Below are 15,015 nucleotides of genomic sequence, written 5' to 3' on the forward strand. Positions count from 1 at the left end.
CGTCCACGGGGCCGAGCCGGGCGCGGGTCAGCCGGAGCGCAGCGCGTCGGTGAGGCGGACGCGGGTACCGGTGCGCTTGACCGCCCCGGCGTAGATCCGGCCCGTCAGCGGCACCAGCCCAATGATCGTGGCGATGGTCAGGGCGGTGCCGAGCGCGATCTGCCAGGCGGCGGCCGTGCCCGCGGCGATGAGCATCGGCATGATCAGCGGCGCGGACAGCGGGACCAGCGACAGGACCCGCAGCAGGCCGCTGCCCGGGTCGCCGGGAAGCACCGAGATCCCGATGACATACGGAATGATGATGATCATGATGAGGGGCATGGTGACCGCGGAGGCGTCCTCCTGCCGGGACACCAGCGAGCCCGCGGCCGCGAACAGCAGCGCATAGAGCGCGAAGCCGAGCAGATACCAGACCAGCGACCAGCCCGCCGAGGCGAGCGCCGTCACCAGCGACAGGCTCAGCACCCCCGTCGCGACCGCCAGCGGCACGCCGACCGCGGCATACAGGGCCATCTGGATCAGGCCGATGATGCCGATCCCGATGACCTTGCCCGACATCAGCTGCCAGGGCCGGACCGTGCCGAGCAGGAGCTCGACGACCCGGCTGGACTTCTCCTCGACGACCCCCTGCGCGACCACCGGGCCGAAGATCAGCAGCGACAGGTAGATCAGGACACCGGTGACGGCCCCAAGCCCGATCCGCGCGTTGTCGCGCTCCTTGGGCGCCTCGAGCGCGACCACGTCGACGCCGGCCGCGGCGACGGCGCCATCAACCCGGCCGAGGTCACCGCCAAGCGCGACGACCTGCGCGTCGAGGGCCTGCTGGCGGGCGACGGCGGTGAGCAGACCCCGGCCCTGGTCGTCGAGGGTGTGCCGGACGATGACGCGAAAACCGTCCGGGCCGCTCGCCGTGACGGCGGCGTCGAGCGTCCCGTCCCGGACCTGGCGCTCCGCCTCGGCCGCGTCGGCGACGGTGACCGCGCGGACGTCGACGCCCGCGGCGTCACCGACAGCGGTGAGCGCCGCTCCGTAGCGGGCGTCCTCGGGCAGGAAACCGACCGAGCTCGGCGACGAGCCGCCGAACAGGGCGGTGACGCTGATCCCCGCGGCGAGCACGACGACCAGCAGCGGGGTCATGATCCGGAACGCTTTGGAACGCAGCCGGGTCGACACCTCGCGGCGCACGACGAGCCACAGCACGCGGCGCGACCGCACCGCCGCCGCGCCCCCCGCGTCCTCGCCGCCCCGACCAGGACGGCCGGCGCCGCCGCTGGGAGCTCCGGAGGCGTCAGCGGGCCCGGACGGCTCGTGGCCGGCGGCGCTGGTACCAAGGTCGATGGTGCCGCTCACCGCTGGCCGCCCTTCACCCGCACCAACGCGCCAACCCCGACACGTCTCCCCCGGCCACGCCCGCGCCTGGCCTTGCCCTGGCCGTCGTCCGACGGCCCGGCCGACACCGGGTCCGAGCTGACCACCTCGCGGAACAGCTCGGTCAGCGTCGGGCGGCGGTGCGCGAACTCGTGGACCGGGCCGGACGCGAGTGCCGCCCGCAGCACCTGCTGGTCGTCGGCGCCCGCGGCCAGCGCGAGCACCGTGCGCCCACCCTCCGCCCGGGCCCCGAGAACACCCGGCAGGCCCGCCGCCCAGCCCTCCGGCGCGTGCGGCGCCTCGACGACGAGCAGCGACTCGCCCCCCGCCCGCAGGTCGTCGACCGGCCCGACGGCGACCATCGCGCCGCCCGACACGATCCCGACCCGGTCGCACAGCCGCTCGACGAGGTCGAGCTGGTGGCTGGAGAACACCACCGGCACCCCCGCCGCGGCCCGCTCGCGCAGCACATCACTCATCACGTCGACCGCGACCGGGTCCAGGCCGGAGAACGGCTCGTCGAGGACCAGCACCGCCGGGTCGTGCACCAGCGCGGCGGCGAGCTGGGCGCGCTGCTGGTTACCGAGGCTGAGAGCCTGCACCTCGTCGCCGAGCCGCCCCGCGATACCGAGCCGCTCGGCCCACTCCCGGGTCGACCGGCGCGCGGCCGGCCCGTACAGGCCATGCAGCTGGGCGAGGTACTCCAGCTGCTCACCGACCCGCATCTTCGGGTACAGGCCCCGTTCCTCCGGCATGTAGCCGATCCGGCGGCGGGCCGCGAGGGTCAACAGGCTGCCGTCGTAGCGGACCTCACCGGCATCGGCGGTCAGCACGCCGAGCACGATCCGCATCGTCGTCGTCTTGCCCGCCCCGTTGGAACCGACGAAGCCGAACAGCTCACCGGCCCGCACGTCGAACGTCATCCCGCGCAGCGCGACAACCTCACCGTACCGTTTGGACAGCCCATCGATCGTGAGCGCTCCGTCGCGCACCTCGCCGCCTTCCGCGTGGGCGGTGCGGCCCGCGGCGGCTGCCGCGAACCCGACCCGGCTGCGTCCCACGGCGAGCACCGGCACGACGCGCGACGGTGCGGATGCCCATGGTTGCGGGCCCGGATCTTTCCTGTGCCCATCGTGCCATTCGCACTTATTGTTCCCTCGCGGTGCACCGCTCAGCGCGTGCGGCAGCATCATCTGATGAGCGAACCCTGAGGTCACCACGGCGAAGCAAGGCCGTGTCGGCCCAGCGGATCAGGACATCCAGGCGACACCGCCCGCCAGCACCGGTACCGGCGGGCGGAGACTGGCGGCGCGCGGCGGCCACCTCCCGCACGGCCCCGGCGTCGGATCGGGACGGGACTGGGCGGCCACCGGGGGACCCGGCGCAGGCGCCGAGGAAAGGAGTGCGCGGATGCCGCTGGAACCGCTACAGGCCGGTGACCCTACGCGGGTCGGCGGCTACAAGCTGACCGCCCGGCTCGGCGCCGGCGCCATGGGCGTGGTGTTCCTCGGCGTCGCCGACGACACAGCCACCATCCAGCTGGACGACACCCCGGGCCGCCGCCCGGCTCCCGGCCTCCCCGGTCCCGCCGCGAGCCCGACGGCACCGCGCCTCGCGGGCGGCGACCCCGCGGCCGCCGGCGACGGACGGCTGGTCGCCGTCAAGCTGATCCACCAGCGGATCGCCGCCGCGGCCGACTACCGGGCCCGGTTCCGCCGGGAGGTCGCCGCCGCCAGGGCCGTCGCCGGCGTCTGCGCCGCCCGGGTGCTGGCCGCCGACCCGGACGCGCCACGGCCCTGGCTCGCGACGGAGTACATCCCCGGGCCGACCCTCGCCGAGGCCGTCGGCCTCGGCGGGCCGCTGTCGGCGCCGACCGTCGAGGCCCTCGCGGTCGGCCTCGCCGAGGCCCTGGTCGCGATCCACCGCGCGGGCATCGTGCACCGCGACCTGAAACCGGCGAACGTGCTCATCACCGCCGCCGGACCGAAGGTCATCGACTTCGGCATGGCCGTGCCGACCAACCCGGCGGCCGGCACCGAGGTGACACAGACCGGCGCCGTCGTCGGCAGCCCCGGCTACCTCGCGCCCGAGCAGGCCGAGGGCAGGCGCGCCGGGCCCGCGGCGGACGTGTGGGCCTGGGCCCTCACCGTCGCGTTCGCGGCGACCGGCCGGCCGCCGTTCGGGACCGGGACGGCCGGGGCGCTGCTGTACCGGTCGATGACCATCGAGCCGGACCTCGCCGGCGTGCCGCCGCGGCTGTTGGCCGTGGTGCGCTCGGCGCTGCGCCGCGACCCGCCCGCCCGGCCGTCCGCCACGAGGCTGCTGGCCTCCCTCGTCGGCGACACGGCCGACCCGGCGGCCGCCGCGGCCCGAGTGCTGGAAGTCCTCTGGCAGCCCCCGGCCTCCGTTCCAGGCACGCCCGGCGGCGCCGCGCCCGCACGGCCGGCACCGACGCCGGCGTCGCCATGGCCGGCCGGGCCTCCCACACCGGTCCCGCCGGCAGCGGGCGAGTGGGGCTCACCCGGCACCCGGCCGGACACGGCCGGCGGGCAGCACTGGTTCCCGCCACCGACCCCCGACGCGTACCCGACCCCCGGCACGACACCGCAACCGGCCCACACTCCTGCCCCGACCGGCCACGGGGAACGGCCCGCGGCCCTCGGCGGGCCACTGGCCGTCCTCGCGCCCCCGGCACCCGCCCGGCGGCCGGCCCCGCCCCGGCGCGGCCGGTTCGTGGCGACCGTGGCCGCGGCGCTGCTCGCGTCCGGGCTCGCCGGCGCCGGGATCACCGCGGCGGTGACCAGCGCCGGGAACAGCCCGACACCCGGGCCCACCCCGACGGCCACCGCCACCACACCCGCCGCCTCCCCGGCCCCCCAGGGGGCCGGCATCCCGGGCGCGGGGGACACCGAACTGCTCGCCGGCCGCTTCACCGGGACCTACACCTGCCAGCAGGGCGCCACCGCCCTGCAACTGACCATCTTCGACATGCCGGAGGCACCCGGCCGGGTCACCGCGCTGTTCTCGTTCTCGGCGACGAAGGACAACCCCGACGTACCGTCCGGGGCGTACACGATGGACGGCACGCTCCAGGGCGACGATCTTGAACTGACCGGCAGGATCTGGCTCGACCACCCGGTCGGCTACATCATGGTCCGCCTGTCCGGCACCTCGTCCACGGACGGCCAGCATCTACAGGGCCAGGTCCTCGGCGCCAGCTGCACCACTTTCGCCGTCTCCAAGACCCCGGTCACCTCGGTGGGCTGACCCGCGCCAGCCCCGCCGACCGCCGGCATCCTGACGGCGCCACCCGTCGGGCCCCTCCGCGGGACGGGCACGCCGATGGCCACGGCACGAGGGAGGCACGTCGGCGGCGCGGGAGGCCAGGACGGGCCGGGATCGTGCGCGCGGCGCGGCGAGCATGGTCGACTGTGAACGTGGCCGAGCCCGACACACCCGTCCCGCCGCCCGCGCGGTGCTCGCTGTGCGGCCACCCATGGTCGGCCCACTTCGGCGGTGGTCCGACGGCCGTATGGGTGACCTGCTGCGCCCTCCCCGGCCAGGCCGAACCCGCCACCGCCTCGGGCACGGCCAGCCCGGGCACGGCCAGCGTCAGCGGCGCCGAACTGGCCGCCGACCGGACGGGCGGGAGCGAGACGGACGGCCCGAACCGAGACCCGGAGCGGGAGCTGACACGACGTGCCGCCGCGGGCACCGCTCTGCCAGCCGTCGCCGGCCTCGCGGGCCCGGCGCCGAGCTGCTACTGCCGGCGCAGCGTCGAGGAGTTCCGCCAGGAGGCCCTCCGGGAAGCCCGCGCCACGGCCGGCCACCCACACCCACCGGCCGCGAGCGCCGGTGGGACCAGCGGTGACGACGGCGCCGACGACCCCAGGCCCGGGGCGGCCCCGGGGGTGGTGCTGTGCGTGACCTGCCGCGCCGCGCCCGCGCAGGACACCCAGTGCCACCCCTGCCGCCAGGCCCGCCAACACGCCTCCCGGGCCCGCTTCGCGGCCCGCCACGCTCAGCTCACCCGCGACACCCGCCACCGCCGGACCGGCCGCGGATGACACCGGACAGCGGCGCCCGGCTCCAGGCCGCGACAGCCACGACGACGACACCGCCCTGCCCGCCGTCTCCCTCACCGCCGGCACCTGACCCGGCCGCCGCACCCGCACCTGTGGGCCACAGCCGGGTGACAGGGCCCGGCGCCGGGTCACGGGCACTTCAGGTCCGACATCGGCAGCATGTCGACCTTCGAACAGTACGTGTCCCTGCTGACCAGCCAATGGCCGTCGACCAGCACCGCCGTACCAGTCGTGCCGAGCGAGTACTTGCCGTCGGACGTGGTGGCGGGCAGCGCCTTGTCCGTGAACGTCAGCGTGAAGGAGACGCTGACGGTCGTGGGAGAGTCCTGCGTCATGCTGCCGAAGGCGATGGAGATGGTGGCGACCAGCCCCGGGTACCGCTGGGCGACCCTGCCGCGGACCGGCAGGATCTCCGCCGGGTCCTGCACCGCCGCCCCCCACGCCTCGTCCGACAGCGGCGGGTTGCGCGCCAGATAGACGGTGTTGAACGCCGCCTTGACCTGGTCCACCGTCCGCGGATCCACCGTGTTCGGCTCGCGGCCTAGCTGGACACCCTCCGCCACCCGCTTGATCTCCGCCCAGTCGAGTGGGGCGACGTCCCGCACGCTGACGACCAGCAGCGGGCCGCCGTCCCCCACGCTCCAGAACAGCGCCCCCAGATGGGTCTCACCGCCGCCCGAGATGTTCGCCGGGAGCTCCGTGCTGAGACGCACCGCGGGCTCACCGCCCACCGTCGTCGGCGTCGGCGTCGCGCCATGCAGGGCCGCCTGAAGCCCCGCGACGGAGATGGAGCCCGGGTACCAGTTGACCCCCACCTTCAGCTCCGACGCGTCCCCGCCGTCCGACGGCCCGAAGGTGCTCGCGTAAAGCCCCTGGGTGTCGCGGCCCGCCAGGTAGGCGAAGTACCCGAGAACGCCACCCTCCGAGGAGCGCATGACGTCACTTCCAGCCTTGTCTGACAGGTGCTTCGTTCCCTCCGGCAGCCACGTGACCGTGATCCCGCCGTAGGAGTGGTGGGCCCCCGGCGCGCCCGGCGCCACGGTGCTGGCCGGCGCGATCCCGTTCGTCCCCACACCTCCGCCCAGCAGGCCCACCGAGACCAGGAGCACGACGACCGCGGTGACGACAGCCGCCACCGACCCGGCGGCCCGGACCCGCGCCCGGCGGCGGCGCGCCCGGACCCGCACCGACTGGGCGAACCACGGCCCGACCGACAGGGCGGGCAGCTCGGCCCGGGCGGCGCGCAACCACGCCTCGACGTCGCTCAGGTCCGCGTCGCTCAGGTCCGCGTCGCTCAGGTCCGCGTCGCTCGCGTGCACGTCATGCGGGTCCACGTCGCGTCCACCGGTGCTCACAGCGCCTTCCCCCCTGCCTGGCTGGCTCGCACCTGCTGGGTCGCGTCCGCCTCACCCTCGCCCGGTGCCGCCAGGCCCGCGGGGCCGCCGGACGGCTGGGCCGCCGCCCGGTGCCGCCCAGCCGGCGTGCTCCGCGCCTTGGCCAGGACGACACCGGCGGTACCGCCCCCCTCGTTCGTCAGGACGTCCACCGCCGCGGACCGCTGGCCGGCCGGCCGCACCGGCCAGCGAGCGGCGCCGCCGCCGCCGATGCCGGCCAGGTGCTCGTTGTCGCGTAGCCTCGCCAGGCCCCGGGAGGCCTGGCTGCGCACCGAGCCGACGGAGCAGCCGAGGAGGGCGGCCACCTCGGCTTCCGGCAGGTCGTCGAGATAGCGCAGGACGACGATGGCGCGCTGGCGGGGCGGCAGGGTACGCAGCGCGCGCGTCAGCCCGTCGCGCGCCGACAGCGCCTCGGCATGGTCGGCGATCTGTGGCCCGAACCCGCCATGGCCATGCTCGGTCAGCAGCGGCACCTCGGTGACCCGCGCCCGCAGCCGGCGCCACCGGCTGGTCGCCGCGTTGACGAGCGCCCGGCGGACGTACGCCTCCGGCTGTCCCTCGGCGACTCTCGACCAGTGTCGGTAGGTGCGCTCGAACGCGCCCTGCAGGAGGTCCTCGCCCGCCGCACGGTCACCGCCGACCAGCAGCACCGCGCTCAGCAGCAGCCGATTCGCGGACCCCGCGACGAACTCCTCGAAGGCCCGTTCCTCGTCGGCACGCACCCCTCGCCTCCCACCCCATCGGCCATCTCCGTACATAACCTTCAACGCCCCTGCCCGGGTTCGCGATGAGCGCCCGTCGCCGCCTTTGAAGCGAAGATCAAGATTTTAGGAGACGTCTTTAGTCGATGTTGGGGTTGGAGGGTGGTTGGGTCTTAAGTGATCACAAGATCAAATTGCAGCCTGTTGGCTCGTCAACAGCGTTGATTATCTTGGTGGATGAGAGGCGAAACGATCTCCCATCGTCACGGCCGGCCTCGGTCCGCTCGGGTGCCACGACACTCGTCACCCCGCCTCCCCTCTTCGCGTCTCGCACATCCGGGCCGCGCTCCTCTCCCCAGACCTGCCCCCGCCTGCGCTGTTCCCGCCCTGCATCAAGGCCCGTGGGCCCATGTGCGCGGGCACACCCCCTTCCGCTGCCCCGCTCAGACCCACCGCGGCCGGGGCACACGGCAGGATTGGACCGGCGCCACGGTCGTCGGGCAGACGACAGGCGGACACCGGGCCGCGGGCAGGCGGAAAGGATGACGTCGTGGATCGCGAGGACGACCTGGACGTGCTGCGGGCGGCCGCGGCGATGGCGCTCGACTACGCGGCGACGGTCGACAGCCGGCCCGTCGCACCGTCACCGGAGGCGGTGGCGGCGCTCGCCGCGTTCGACGAGCCGCTGCCCGAGGCCGGCCTGCCCGCGCAGGCGACACTGCGGCTCCTGCACGACACCGGCAGCCCGGCGACGATGGCCACGGCCGGCGCACGCTACTTCGGTTTCGTCATCGGCGCGACGCTGCCGGCGGCCCTGGGCGCCTCCTGGCTCACCAACGCCTGGGACCAGAACGCGGCCCTCCCGACGATGTCCCCGGTCGCCGCCAGGCTGCACGACGTGACCCGCGGCTGGCTGCTCGACCTGCTCGGCCTGCCCGCGGGCTGCGCGGTCACCTACGTCACCGGTGCCACCATGGCCAACGCCGCCTGCCTCGCCGCCGCCCGCGACGAACTGCTCGCCCGCCTCGGCTGGGACTCGCAGGCCGACGGGCTGTTCGGCGCCCCCGCCTTCGACGTCGTCATCGGAGAGGGCGCGCACTCGACGCTGCGCAAGTCGCTCGGCCTGGTGGGCCTCGGCCGCTCACGGGTACACGTCGTGCCCGCCGACGACCAGGGCCGGATGCGCGCCGACGCGCTGCCGGACGGCCTTCCCGGCCCGGTACTCGTCTGCGCGCAGGCCGGTGAGGTCAACACCGGCGCGTTCGACCCGTTCGACGAGATCGCCGACTGGCTCGCCCGCCGCCCCGGACCCGCGCCGGGCTGGCTGCACGTCGACGGCGCGTTCGGCCTGTGGGCCCTCGCCGACCCGACCCGGCGTGACCGGCTCGCCGCCGGGCTCACCCGCGCCGACTCGTGGGCGACCGACGGCCACAAGTGGCTCAACGTCACCCACGACTGCGGCCTCGCCTTCGTCCGCGACCCGGCTCCGCTGCGGCGCACCTTCACCGCCGCCGCCGGCTACACCCCCGCCGGCGACGCGTTCGACGCCATGCACCACACGCCCCAGTCCTCGCAGCGGGCCCGCCAGATCGAGGTGTGGGCGGCCCTGCGGACCCTGGGCCGCGCAGGCGTCGCCGACCTCGTCACCCGCGCCTGCGACGCCGCCGCCGAGATCGCCCGCCGGCTGGCGGACGGCGGCCTCACCGTCGTCAACGACGTCGTCCTCAACCAGGTCCTCATCCGCCTCGACGCGCCGCCCAAGAGCCCTGCGAGCTCCGGGGCCTCCGGCGGCGACGAGCCCTCCGGCGAGGCGCTCACGCGGGCGCTCATCGCCGAGATCCAGGCCGACGGGCGAATCTGGTGCGGGCCGACCCTGTGGCACGGCCAGACCGCGATGCGCCTCAGCGTCTCGAGCTGGAAGACGGGCCCCGACGACGCCGCGTTCGCCGCCGACGTCATCCTCACCTGCGCCGCCCGCGTCCTGGCCCGCCTCACACCGGCCGTCAACGCCACCGGTCGCTGACCCATGCCGGCAGCCGGGGCCGGACCTCGGCGCTTCGTGGCAGGGATGTAGCCTTCCGACCTCATGACTCTCGGCATCGCAACAGTGCTTACATAAGCACTGTTACGATGCGGAATGGCTGAGGACCACCCACTCGATCCCACCCAGCAGAGCCTCTGGCGGCCCCTGCGCCTCCTCCAAGCGTCGATGGACGCGGATATTGCCCGGATCTACGCAGAGGCGCGGATCGATGGACTCAAACCGAGCTTTGCGATGGAGCTGCTGCGGCTGCACGCCGCCGGCCCCATGACCATCACCGAGCTGGCCGAGTCCGTCGGGCGGACCCATTCAGCGCTCAGCCAGAAGGTGGCCGCGATGCGTTCGGCCGGCTGGGTCCAGACCATCGCGGGCGACGACGGGCGCAGCAAGAAGGTGACGCTCACGGACAAGGCCCGCGGCGTCGTCGGTCGCCTGGCGGCGGAGTGGCGAGCCACCGAGGCCGCCCTCACCGACATCGAGGCTGAGAGCCCGTATCCGCTGAGCCGGGTCGTCTCCGACATCGAGCGGGCCCTGGAGCGCAAGAGCTTCCGCGACCGGATCGCCGAGAAGCTGGCGGAGGATCCCGCATGGGGCTGAGCAGCACGCTGCTGGATGTCACTCCCCTGCGCGCGTCGCCGCTCTTCCGGCGGCTGTGGATCGGGCAGGCGTTCTCCGGGCTCGGCAGCCAGATGACGCTCGTCGCCGTGATGTTCCAGGTCTGGGAGGCGACGAAGAGCACCGTGTGGACCAGCGCCGTCGGCCTGGCCCAGGCGATTCCCCTCGTCACGCTCGGCCTCTTCGCCGGATCGCTTGTCGACCGCGTGAACCGGCGGACGTTCTACCTTGCCACGACCAGCGGGCAGGCCGCGTGTTCGCTCCTGCTCGCTTTGCAGGGCCTCGTCGGGCACCTTCCGACCGCCGGGGTGCTGGCACTGGTCGCGACGCAATCCTGCTTCGCCGCCGGCAGCGGCCCGGCCTCCCGCACCTTCATCCCGCACCTACTACCCACCAACCAATTGGCCGCCGGACTGGCGCTGAGACGGATCGCCTTCCAGGGCTCCATGCTCGCGGGCCCCGCACTGGGCGGGCTGATCGTGGGCTGGCTTGGCGTCGGCACCTGCTACCTGTCTGGTGCCTTTGTCGGTGCTCCAGCCCGGAAAGTCCACCAGATCATGACGTACCGACGGCGAGGCCCGCCGCCAGCGGTGACTGAGAGTGGTTCCAGACAAGATCATAACAAGATCATATAGTAGCGAGACCGCATGTCAACGCCGTAGACCACAGTGTAAGTACGATGGACGTCCGCTCTTCATCGCGACACCCATGCCGCGCGGCCCCCGGCCACGCCCCCGGGCGTCCGGGGGCGCCAGCCGCCCGCTCAGGGGTCGCGGCACACCATCGCCGGCGAGGCGGGCTGTCAGTGACGGGGGGCGGGGACGGCCCAGTCGGTGGTGGCGGCCCAGGGGCGGGCGCGGGCGGTGATCTCCTGGATGATGGTGCTCTTGGCCTCGGCGTAGTGCTGCATGCTTGGCCAGTCGAGGGCCGCGAGGGCACGCTTGGCGGCCTCGTAGGCAGCGCGGTCGGCCGGGTCGTGGCGCAGCCAGTCGCGGAACAGCAGGTGGCGGTGCTCCCAGTCGCTGCCCGCGGCGCAGACGTGGATGTGGACGTCCTGTTCGGGGGTCCGGAACATCCAGTGCTCGCCCTGCTCCCGGACCCGCACGATGTAGCCGGCGCGCAGCAGCGGGCCCTCGAAGCACGCCGAGTCGGCCATGTCGGAGACGCTGATCTGGATGTCGATGATCGGTTTCGCGCCGAGCCCTGGTACCGACGTGGAGCCGATATGCTCGACGCGTACGGCGGCTTCGCCGAGTGCTCCGACGATCCGTGCCTGTTCGTGCGCGAACCGCGTGACCCATTCGGGGCGGTAGGCGGCGATCACGATCGGCCGCTTTTCCAGCCCGCCGACGAAGATCTCCTCCCGCGGCGTCACGGCCGCCGGGTCAACGTTCGCCACCACAACCATCCCGCACGTCCCCTCGGTACGGCGCGAATCACCCGACTCCGGGTCATCCCGGACCATCTCCCCCGCCACCGGCCCATTCTGCGCCGGACCGCAGGTCTGCGGGCCGTCGGAACAACGACACCCCGGCTTGAGCCCACACCAGGACCGACCTCGGACCACACGCAGACACGCCACCGGGCGGCCTAACGCGACGCGCGGGAGCGCAGCAGGACGTCGAGTCCGTCGAGCATGCGCGCGAGGCCGAAGTGGAACTCGGCGTGCAGCTCATCGGCGACGCCCTCCGGCGGCACGGACGGGTCGATCTCGCCGGAGACGGCGATCGCGTGCAGCGCGGGGAACCGCGCCGGGTCGAGCAGCCGGGCCAGTGTCGCGCCATAGTCACCATCGCCAGGCTCGTACGTGCCGGCACCGGCGGCGGCCACGACGTCGCTCGTCAGCTGCGCGGCGGACATCGCGTAGCGGGACAGCATCAGGATCGCTGAGAGCTTCTCCTGACCGGTCAGCGGCACACCGGCGAGCGGGGCGACGCCGCGGTCCATCCAGGCCAGTTGGTGGGGCAGGGTCGGGGCGCCGCCGATCCCGACCCTGGTGATCCACGGGTGCGCCAGCGCCCGCTCGTACATACCTCTCGTCCAGGCGTCGAGCCCGGCCCGCCAGCCAGCGGCCGGGTCCGTCACCAGCGTGTCCGGCGGCGGGCCGACGGCCTCGTTGAGCATGAGCAGCAGCAGGTCGTCCTTGCTGGCGACGTGTCGGTAGAGCGACATCGTCGTGAAGCCGAGCCGCTCGGCGACCCGGGCCATCGAGAGCGCGCCGAGCCCCTCCTCGTCCGCGAGCGCGATCGCCGCCTCGACGAGGCTGTCGAGCCGCAGCGCCGGCCGCGGCCCGCGCCGCGGCCGCGTGGGGGCACCCCACAGCAGCTCGAACGCGCCCGGCGGGCCCCCGGCCGCCGCGCCGCGCCGCTCGCCGCCGCCCGCCCGGCCGCCGCCCCCGTCCATCTCCTTCGTCATCCCACCGCCCTGTTCTCCCTCGCCCGCCGGCCCGCCCACGCGCCGCTCCTGGCACGGAAGGGGGCTGGCCTCGAGTGTCGTCCCCCCGGACGGCCCGCCACCGAGATGCCTCGCCACCGCCCGTTGACCACCTTCCGACAACTGTGTATAACGTACATCTTGTGTATGCCATACACAGTTTTCGTTCGGCACGCGAGGTGGGCGTAGCCCCACCCCGGGCCGGGTTCCAGGACCCGTGTCCGGATCACGACACCGCGCCACGCTGATCCCGCCGGCCCCGACCGGCGCGCCTCGCAGCCGCGCGCCGGTCGACACCCGGCACGACCCGCCAGACCGCCCCGCCTCGATCAGCCCATCCCCACCCCGCCAAGCGCCCCGGCCAGAGCAGGCCGGACCAGCGCGGGAAACCCGACCAGGAAGGTCATGACCATGCCGACCACCATGGACGCCGGCCGCGAGCCTCTGGCGTCCCCACTCCCACCGGCGTCCCCGGCGCCTCGTACCCTGCCGGGCGCCGACGACGCCGTCATCCGGGTGCGCGGCCTGCGCAAGGCGTTCGGCGGCGTCACCGTGCTCGACGGGGTCGACCTGGACGTCGCGGCGGGCCACGTCCACGCGCTGCTAGGGCCGAACGGCGCCGGCAAGACGACGCTGGTGCGGATTCTCGCGACCCTGCTGCGCGCCGACGCCGGCGAGGCGGCCGTCGCCGGCCACGACCTGGCGCGCGCGCCACGCCGGGTCCGCGAGGTGATCAGCCTGACCGGCCAGCACGCCGCCGTCGACGAGTTGCTTACCGGCGAGGAGAACCTCTGGCTCGCCGCGCGGCTGTTCCGGCTGCCCCGGGCCGTGGCGCGCCGCCGGGTCGCGGAGCTCGTCGAGTCGTTCGACCTGGCCGGGTTCTCCCGCCGGCTGGTGAAGACCTACTCCGGCGGCCAGCGCCGCCGCCTCGATCTCGCCGTCGGCCTGGTCAGCGACCCGGAGGTCATCTTCCTGGACGAGCCGACGACCGGCCTGGACCCGCGCAGCCGCCAGGGCGTGTGGGACGTCGTCGCGCGGCTCGCGGACGGCGGCGCGACGGTACTGCTGACGACCCAGTACCTGGACGAGGCCGACCAGCTCGCCGACCTGGTCTCCGTCCTCGACGGGGGCCGGATCGTCGCCGAGGGCACCCCCGCGGCGCTCAAGGCCCGCCTGGGTGCCGAACGTGCCGAGCTGACGTTCCCCGACGACGCGGCCTACTCCCGTGCCGTCGCCACCCTGCGCGCCGCCGTGCCCGCCCAGCCCACGGCTCCCCCGCCAACCGCGGCGGCGTCGTCCGCGGCGTCGGACACCGACGCGGCGGCCACCGGGGCGGGCCTGGCGGGCGGCGAGGTCGACGTCGACGCGGACCCGGTGGCCCGCCGGGTCGGCGTGCCCACCGACGGCACCGCGGCCGCCCTGCGCCACCTGCTCGACGACCTCGACGGCCGCGGCATCGAGGTCGCGCGCGTCGAGCTGAGGGTCCCCACCCTCGACGACGTCTTCCTCGCCCTCACCGCCGGCTCCGCGTCCCGGAAGGACACCCGATGACCACCGCCGCCGTCCCGTCACGCCGCCCGCCCGCCGCCACCAGGCCCGCCCGTTCCGGCGGCGGCACCCCCGCGATGATCGGCCGGAGCCTGCGCCGGCTGCCGCGCCAGCCCGACACGGTGATCATCTCCGTCGCGCTGCCGGTGATGCTCCTGCTGCTGTTCGTCTACGTGTTCGGCGGCGCGCTCGACGCCGGCGGCGGCCGGGCCGCGTATCTGACCTACGTCGTCCCCGGGATCATCGTGCTGGCCTCGGGGTGGGGCGCGGCGTCCACGGCGGTCGCCGTCGCCGCCGACATGACGAACGGGATCATCGACCGGTTCCGGTCGATGCCGGTCCGCGGCCCGGCGGTGCTCACCGGCCACGTCGTCGCGAGCCTCGCCGCCAACGCCGTCGCGACCGCGCTGGTCATCGGCATCGCGCTGGGCCTCGGCTTCCGCCCCGACGCCGGCGTCGGGGGCTGGCTCGCCGCCATCGGGGTCGTCACGTTCTACGTCCTGGCGATCACCTGGGTGTCGGTCGCGCTCGGCCTGCTCGCCGGCAGCCCGGACGCGGCGAACGGGATGACGTTCTTCATCCTGTTCCTGCCCTACGTCAGCAGCGGCTTCGTCGCGACCGACACGATGCCCGGCCCGCTGCGCGCGTTCGCCAACCACCAGCCGCTCACCCCGGTGATCGACACCGTCCGCGGCCTGCTCGTCGGCGGCGGTGCCGACGGCTCGGACCTGGCCGCCGCCCTGGTCTGGTGCGCCGGCATCCTGCTCGTCGGCTACACCGCCTCCGCCGTCATCTACCGCCGCCGCTCCGCCCGTTGACGGCCCGGGGCG

At 74.4% G+C, this 15,015-nt stretch carries 13 protein-coding genes; 7 read left to right on the forward strand and 6 right to left on the reverse strand.

The features are described 5' to 3' along the window. Positions 1–27 precede the first annotated feature (27 nt). Both QOZ89_RS19060 and QOZ89_RS19065 read right to left on the reverse strand, forming a co-directional pair. A complete protein-coding gene (locus tag QOZ89_RS19060) occupies positions 28–1,350 on the reverse strand; it encodes an ABC transporter permease (protein WP_083419060.1) in 1,323 nt (440 codons plus the stop codon). Beyond that, positions 1,347–2,360 carry an ATP-binding cassette domain-containing protein gene (locus tag QOZ89_RS19065; protein WP_312624398.1) on the reverse strand — a complete coding sequence of 338 codons (1,014 nt, stop codon included), beginning with the start codon at positions 2,358–2,360 and terminating at the stop codon, positions 1,347–1,349. The genes QOZ89_RS19060 and QOZ89_RS19065 overlap by 4 nt, the downstream gene beginning before the upstream one ends. Before the next feature lie 418 nt (positions 2,361–2,778). On the opposite strand from QOZ89_RS19065, the gene QOZ89_RS19070 reads away from it, so the two are divergent. Then, positions 2,779–4,635 carry a serine/threonine-protein kinase gene (locus tag QOZ89_RS19070; protein ID WP_312624381.1) on the forward strand — a complete coding sequence of 619 codons (1,857 nt, stop codon included), beginning with the start codon at positions 2,779–2,781 and terminating at the stop codon, positions 4,633–4,635. A 164-nt stretch (positions 4,636–4,799) separates the two neighbouring features. Further along, positions 4,800–5,435, forward strand: coding sequence for a hypothetical protein (locus QOZ89_RS19075; RefSeq protein WP_312624382.1), 636 nt, complete (start codon positions 4,800–4,802; stop codon positions 5,433–5,435). Positions 5,436–5,581: 146 nt separating this feature from the next. Here the strand turns inward: QOZ89_RS19075 and QOZ89_RS19080 are convergent, their stop codons facing one another. Next, positions 5,582–6,808 (reverse strand): hypothetical protein, encoded by a 1,227-nt coding sequence (locus QOZ89_RS19080; RefSeq protein ID WP_312624383.1) that lies wholly within the window; start codon positions 6,806–6,808, stop codon positions 5,582–5,584. Continuing rightward, positions 6,805–7,569, reverse strand: coding sequence for a SigE family RNA polymerase sigma factor (locus tag QOZ89_RS19085; RefSeq protein WP_083419059.1), 765 nt, complete (start codon positions 7,567–7,569; stop codon positions 6,805–6,807). Before QOZ89_RS19085 ends, QOZ89_RS19080 begins: the two co-directional genes overlap by 4 nt. A gap of 529 nt (positions 7,570–8,098) precedes the next feature. Between QOZ89_RS19085 and QOZ89_RS19090 the strand changes: the two genes are divergently transcribed. The 3 genes from QOZ89_RS19090 to QOZ89_RS19100 all read left to right on the forward strand — a co-directional run bounded on the left by QOZ89_RS19090 (position 8,099) and on the right by QOZ89_RS19100 (position 10,839). Next, positions 8,099–9,571, forward strand: a complete 1,473-nt coding sequence (locus QOZ89_RS19090; RefSeq protein WP_312624384.1) for a pyridoxal phosphate-dependent decarboxylase family protein — start codon at positions 8,099–8,101, stop codon at positions 9,569–9,571. Positions 9,572–9,685: 114 nt separating this feature from the next. After that, positions 9,686–10,186, forward strand: coding sequence for a MarR family winged helix-turn-helix transcriptional regulator (locus QOZ89_RS19095; RefSeq protein ID WP_071050444.1), 501 nt, complete (start codon positions 9,686–9,688; stop codon positions 10,184–10,186). Continuing rightward, positions 10,177–10,839 (forward strand): MFS transporter, encoded by a 663-nt coding sequence (locus QOZ89_RS19100; protein ID WP_312624385.1) that lies wholly within the window; start codon positions 10,177–10,179, stop codon positions 10,837–10,839. Before QOZ89_RS19095 ends, QOZ89_RS19100 begins: the two co-directional genes overlap by 10 nt. 167 nt (positions 10,840–11,006) lie before the next feature. Here the strand turns inward: QOZ89_RS19100 and QOZ89_RS19105 are convergent, their stop codons facing one another. Next, on the reverse strand, positions 11,007–11,612 hold the full coding sequence (locus QOZ89_RS19105; RefSeq protein WP_071050443.1) for a GrpB family protein: 606 nt from the start codon (positions 11,610–11,612) through the stop codon (positions 11,007–11,009). 182 nt (positions 11,613–11,794) lie between these two features. Further along, on the reverse strand, positions 11,795–12,658 hold the full coding sequence (locus tag QOZ89_RS19110) for a TetR/AcrR family transcriptional regulator (protein WP_241841928.1): 864 nt from the start codon (positions 12,656–12,658) through the stop codon (positions 11,795–11,797). Between the two features lie 390 nt (positions 12,659–13,048). Between QOZ89_RS19110 and QOZ89_RS19115 the strand changes: the two genes are divergently transcribed. Both QOZ89_RS19115 and QOZ89_RS19120 read left to right on the forward strand, forming a co-directional pair. Continuing rightward, positions 13,049–14,188 carry an ATP-binding cassette domain-containing protein gene (locus QOZ89_RS19115; RefSeq protein ID WP_312624386.1) on the forward strand — a complete coding sequence of 380 codons (1,140 nt, stop codon included), beginning with the start codon at positions 13,049–13,051 and terminating at the stop codon, positions 14,186–14,188. Continuing rightward, a complete protein-coding gene (locus QOZ89_RS19120; RefSeq protein WP_083419054.1) occupies positions 14,185–15,003 on the forward strand; it encodes an ABC transporter permease in 819 nt (272 codons plus the stop codon). Before QOZ89_RS19115 ends, QOZ89_RS19120 begins: the two co-directional genes overlap by 4 nt. The last annotated feature ends 12 nt before the right edge of the window (positions 15,004–15,015 follow it).

The organism is Pseudofrankia coriaricola, assembly GCF_032027725.1.
Lineage (GTDB): Bacteria > Actinomycetota > Actinomycetes > Frankiales > Frankiaceae > Pseudofrankia.

What these genes read in the sequence shown, in the direction of transcription:
- QOZ89_RS19120 (WP_083419054.1), top strand. Translation starts at nt 14,185, where the DNA reads ATGACCACCGCCGCCGTCCCGTCACGCCGCCCGCCCGCCGCCACCAGG.
- QOZ89_RS19100 (WP_312624385.1), top strand. Translation starts at nt 10,177, where the DNA reads ATGGGGCTGAGCAGCACGCTGCTGGATGTCACTCCCCTGCGCGCGTCG.
- QOZ89_RS19115 (WP_312624386.1), top strand. Translation starts at nt 13,049, where the DNA reads ATGCCGACCACCATGGACGCCGGCCGCGAGCCTCTGGCGTCCCCACTC.
- QOZ89_RS19095 (WP_071050444.1), top strand. Translation starts at nt 9,686, where the DNA reads ATGGCTGAGGACCACCCACTCGATCCCACCCAGCAGAGCCTCTGGCGG.
- QOZ89_RS19105 (WP_071050443.1), bottom strand. Translation starts at nt 11,612, where the DNA reads ATGGTTGTGGTGGCGAACGTTGACCCGGCGGCCGTGACGCCGCGGGAG.
- QOZ89_RS19070 (WP_312624381.1), top strand. Translation starts at nt 2,779, where the DNA reads ATGCCGCTGGAACCGCTACAGGCCGGTGACCCTACGCGGGTCGGCGGC.